Annotated in this window: 5 protein-coding genes and 1 pseudogene; all 6 read right to left on the bottom strand. The window is 32.0% G+C overall.

Annotation, left to right across the window (positions count from 1 at the left end; genetic code table 11):
• A pseudogene (locus tag FC47_RS10670) lies at positions 1-101 on the bottom strand (sugar nucleotide-binding protein); the annotation flags it as partial.
• A gap of 63 nt (positions 102-164) precedes the next feature.
• On the bottom strand, positions 165-830 hold the full coding sequence (locus tag FC47_RS09950; protein ID WP_056968791.1) for a DUF1919 domain-containing protein: 666 nt from the start codon (positions 828-830) through the stop codon (positions 165-167).
• 271 nt (positions 831-1,101) lie between these two features.
• A complete protein-coding gene (gene rfbD / locus FC47_RS09955; protein WP_056968792.1) occupies positions 1,102-1,953 on the bottom strand; it encodes a dTDP-4-dehydrorhamnose reductase in 852 nt (283 codons plus the stop codon).
• A gap of 89 nt (positions 1,954-2,042) precedes the next feature.
• Positions 2,043-2,978 carry a DMT family transporter gene (locus FC47_RS09960; RefSeq protein ID WP_056968793.1) on the bottom strand — a complete coding sequence of 312 codons (936 nt, stop codon included), beginning with the start codon at positions 2,976-2,978 and terminating at the stop codon, positions 2,043-2,045.
• 30 nt (positions 2,979-3,008) lie between these two features.
• Entirely contained in the window at positions 3,009-3,734 is a 726-nt protein-coding gene (locus FC47_RS09965) for a sugar phosphate nucleotidyltransferase (RefSeq protein WP_056968794.1), read from the bottom strand.
• The coding region (locus FC47_RS09970) for a phosphotransferase (protein ID WP_338141054.1) at positions 3,727-5,522 on the bottom strand (1,796 nt) is incomplete at its 5' end. The genes FC47_RS09965 and FC47_RS09970, both read right to left, overlap by 8 nt.

The following is a 5,522-nucleotide window of genomic DNA, read 5'->3' on the forward strand; positions in this document are numbered from 1 at the left end:
TTGGCATCACGTGCATCATAAGCAATTCCGCGTTCATCCGGTAAATGGCGTAATTCAGTCCCTAGTTGACCATTCGCGCCAGTAATTAAGATTTTTGACATTTTACTTTTCCACTTAAAAGCAGTAAATGACTATTTATAACTGTAACAATCTTCTTTGTTCATTTACTTGATTGAATTTAAGTATTTTTTTAAATCAAAATTCTGTTCTTTGAAATTCATATCATTTAATACATAACCATTATTTTTATACTGTTTTAGGTATATTATTTTAGTATTACAATTAGATTTAAATTCATCATTTGCAGTGTAAAATATTTTATTTTTAAATGGTAGTTTGTCAAAGTCCTCAAAATTATTTTTTTCAAAATTGTTTTGATCATTGAATTTAACAACACAGTTATTTAAATTGACTCTTTTCTTCCGCCTATTCCATTTTTTATTTGCTTCGTCAAAGGAGTTGTAATGTAAAAATACAATATAAATATCATGCAACTTAGCTATAACCAAATCGTTTAAATGTTTATTTAAGCTTTTTTTGTAAATATTTTTATTGTCATATAAAAACTCACTAAATGGTGTTTCATCCCAATTAACCTGAACTAGTTTAGAATCTAAGTAGTAATTCATATTCTTTAAAAATTTTATATAGTCATCTGGCATGATGAATAGTCCAATCGTTGGCGTTCTATAAGGAAGAGAAAAATTGTCATATACACTCCCTCCCCAACAATTGTTACTAATAATCGTAAAATTACGATTAACTAAACCTACTCTTTTAAAAAAACCAGGAATTTTTTTTAGTTTTCTCTTTACAGATGCTTTTTTCATATAATAATTCCCCCATGTATAAGTAAAGATAGCATTCCAACTTTAATCAGATACTATTCAAAAGTAACTACGAGCATTTCACTTTAGACAAAAACGCTCTATTTTACGTCAAGTTGTCCTTAACTATTATCAAAACAGATTAAGCAAAGACTTACTTATAAAACTCTTAAGATTTCATTTCTCCATAATTTATTAGATTTTTATACTGAGAACGATGATATAGAAAAAACTTGTTTGAATAATTTAATTATAATTTTATAAATTTCAATTATTAATGATTGTTTTGAATCTGGTTCATAAATTCCTGTAAAGCAGTTTGCCACGTTGGGATGGTGAATCCAGTGGCTTCCGCTTTTTTCAAGCTCATAATGGAATGACGTGGTCGATATGCCTTTTGCGGATATTCTTCAGAGGTAACTGGAACAACCTCTACGTCCTTATCTTTCAAAATTTCACAGGCAAATTCATACCAAGAGCAACTGTCTTCATTCGACAATTGATAAACGCCATATTCACAATGATGATCAACCAGATACGTCATAAATTCTGCCAACGTCCGAGTCCAGGTCGGGCGGCCAACTTGATCGTTAACTACTGTCAAGCGATCATGATCCTTAGCCAGGCGCAACATTGTGTAAACAAAGTTCTTGCCATATTCGCCAAAGACCCATGAAGTCCGAATGATGTAATAATCAGTCATGGCAGCTTGAATAGCCTTCTCTCCAGCCAACTTGGCCTTACCATATTCGTTTTTAGGATTGGTCGGGTCGTCAACCTCATACTCGCTCGTCTTAGTACCATCAAATACATAATCCGTGCTAAGGTAAACCAGCTTGGCACCAACTTTAGCTGCTACTTCAGCCAGGTTGCGAGTGCCATCTTCATTTACCCGCCAGTTGATTTCCTTACCTTCGTCTTCAGCCTTGTCGACTGCCGTATAGGCTGCACAATGATAGATTACTGCTGGCTTAAGAGCCGTTACCTGTTCTTCAACTGCTTGACGGTCCGTAATGTCCATATCCTTGGCATCACGTGCATCATAAGCGATTCCGCGTTCATCCAGTAAGTGGCGCAATTCAGTCCCTAGTTGACCATTAGCACCAGTAATTAAGATTTTTGACATAATAAATCCCTCATCACAATATTTATAATATATTCCAAAATTTACATCAGTGTTGAATTCGATTACTTTTTATACTACATATTGAAAATTTAAATTAATTCTCTATAATCCGTAGCAGATAATATACCACAAACTAAAACTATGGCAGTACATACAATGGTTGATTTAGTAATAATATGTACGTCGTGAAAAAATAAGACTGTAAATATAACTGCCCAAGCAGCATATGTAACATCTAAAGCCATTGCCTTTGATGGCCCAATTTTAGAAATGGCCTTGTAGTAAAAAAGATATGAAATTGTTGCAAATAATCCAGCCAAAGCGATAACTAATACTACTTCTTCTGTTTTTGGATTAGTAAAAAGAGATATTACCAATGGCCAACCATTGATAATAGGAAGAATTATTCCTCCGTATACTATAGCAGAAGTTGTTTGCCGAATCTGAAGAGCATAAGCATCTTTAACATCATCGTTTTTTAATGATTTCGCAAGAATAACAGCTTCAATTCCCCAACCAAAAGTACACATTATAATTCCAATCAATCCCAATGATAGGTTTCGAACATTTAGAGTTGATGAGTTGCTAAGGCCATAAACTCCTAAAAGAGTAATAACAAGAAACATCCATTGATACCATTGCATCTTTTCTTTCAAAAAGAAATATGCCAATACTGCACCAACTGCTGGAAAAATGGCACTTGCTACAGCTCCAATAGACGGTCCAAGATTATTAACAGTTAAAACATATCCTGTCATCCCAACAGGGCCACCAATAATTGCAGCCAAAATTACAAATTTCCCACTTTGTGTTTTTAGTATTTTTCTTACTTCTCTTTCATTGCCACGTAATGAATTATATAACGTTGCCCAAATTGCCGAGAAACCATCATGAATAAATGTACTTACAAATGGTGCCAATGTGATTGCTTCTTGGGTGCTTATAAAAGGCGCCATTTTTAATGCAATACCTAGTATTAAGGTTTCCAAAGCCCATGTAATTCCCGCAATAACTCCTGAAGTCATAATCTTCGCCTCAAAAAATTAAAACAATTATTACTCATATTCTGAAACTTTCATTTCATAATGATTATCTTCTTTAGTTAATTCTAAATATGTATCAATTTCTTTTAAATCTGTTTCCTTAATTTTAATGCCACACAGATTATAATCCTTGGGATGTAAAAACATTGCAATGTCGTCCCAATAAACATCAGTTACCTTATTTTGAATAAACTCCTCTATTAATTGAGTTCTAAGTCTCAAAGCATCATCTTTTGTCCAATAAGAAATAGAATATAATCGCCAACCAGCAAATCCACCATCTCTCTTACATTCTATTACCTGATTATCATTGTCCAAGGTTAATAACCATTCATCTGTCTTCTTGGCATAACTACATAAGTATCCAGATTGACAGAAATTTCTTTGTAAAATTTCTTGATTCTCAATAATTTGATCTCCATCAAGAATTATCAAGTCATCATTTAGAACATCCCTAGCAACATAAAGAGAGGATATATTATTTGCCATATCATAATAAGGATTTTCAATTAATGTAATATTGGAATATTTTTCTTTTAAAAAAAGAAATTTTTCTTTAAGGTAACCAACAACTATGTATATTTCAGTAATTCCGTTAACTTCTAATCCAGTAATTACTGACTCAATCATTCTTACTCCATTAACTTTAATAAGTGGTTTCGGTGTAGTTAATGTTAAAGGTTGTAAACGACTTCCAAAACCTGCTGCCATAATAATAGCTTTTTTTACTTTATGCATTTTTCTTCTCCAAAACATCTAACACAAGCTTACTATATTCTTTAGCATATCTATACTGCATAAAAGAGTATTCGCCAAAATCTACACCAAGAGTATTTTTATACTCACACCAATTACTCCATAAAAGTCCACAAACAGCAACATATGCATATATTTTCAGGCGTGTATCATCAGGACAATTTCCCTTATAATAAGTATCAATTAAATTGTCTAATTGATTACGTTCATACATTGAATAAATAGCAAACATAGCAATATCAACATCGGGATCTTGCATCGCAGCATATTCCCAATCAATAAGTACAATGTCACCATTCTTCTTTAATAAAAAATTGTCTGCATTAGCGTCTATATGACAGAGAGCAACTTTCTTATCTAAACTTTCAATATACTCTTTCAATTTCATGATTCTGGCTTTGATTAGTGAGTAATCACGATAATTAGATGTTCCTTGCCTCAAGCCCTCGTAGAAATTAATTTTTTCAAACAAGTCAAAAGTAAAGTCAACTTTTAACCCTAAATTGTGAAATTTACGTAAATAATTCATGCACTTAGTCAAATCTTCTTGACTATTACTGTTACAGTTCCTTGCACCTTCAATAAATTCACTAAGTTTATAACCGTTATCTGCATTAATATATAAGACTTTTTCACCAATATTATGTTGAGACAAAAGATGGTAAACTTTGGCTTCCTTTTCTCTGCTAATCAGTTCACCGGTTCCCTTACCTGGGATTCGCATAATATAGCGTTTACTTTGACAAGTAAATTTAAAAGAGCGATTAGTCATTCCTTTTTTTAAGAGTTTAATCTGACTAATTTCTTTATTATCCACACATAAAACTGATGAAATAAGTTTTATGATTTTGTTATCTAATTGATTAGAATTTTCATCTAATTCACGTAATTCTTCATATGTATTGATTTCAGTTATTAAATCAGGAGGAACCAACAATCCATTAACAAGATATCCTTCACTATTTTCAAGAATTATTTCCCAATATTCACCATTATTTTTGGGTTGCTCGACATAATTTCTGAGCTTAGTTGTTAAAATATTTCCATCTTGTTCATCTAGATAGGCAATCCCTATCATCCTATTTCCAAGGTTCCCCTTCTTGACTTTCTTTAATTGAAGCTTTTTATTTAAAGTTATATTTGTGTTATAAACCTTTTCCTTGCTAACCATATACCAAGATTCAAGTTCATATTTACTAAAGGGATTAAGTTTAGCGTATATATCGCAAGGAATAACATATGTATTTGAAAGCCCACTATTTCTACAGGCCAATGAGAGCGAATAGAGATTATTCATATCAGAATAATGATTGTTAACAATCATTTTTACCCCATATTTATCAATAAGATATTCGTATCTCTCCTTCATAAAGCCAACTACAATTGTTATATCTTTTATTCCTACTTCATGAAGTTGGTTAATTAACCTCTCAATTAAAAACTCTCCTTTAACTTCAATCAGTCCCTTAGGAAATTCTACATTTAAAGGTACCATGCGCATTCCATAACCAGCAGCCAGAATTATAGCTCGTTTTGGTTTTTGAAAAGGTACTTCCTTAAAATTCAGAGTAAAGTCTTTTTTTAAATACCCCAATTTCTCAAGAATACTTAAACTTTTATTTACTGTTCCCAATGAAAAAAATGTAGCTTGAGCTAACTTTCGCTGGGTCATCTTTCTATTATTATTGTTTACTAAACATCGTAGGATCATATTTTCTCTTGTGTTCATTTTATCAACCTTTACTGATTTTGGGAGTGTAAAATATTTTG

The organism is Limosilactobacillus mucosae DSM 13345 (assembly GCF_001436025.1).
Taxonomy (GTDB): domain Bacteria; phylum Bacillota; class Bacilli; order Lactobacillales; family Lactobacillaceae; genus Limosilactobacillus; species Limosilactobacillus mucosae.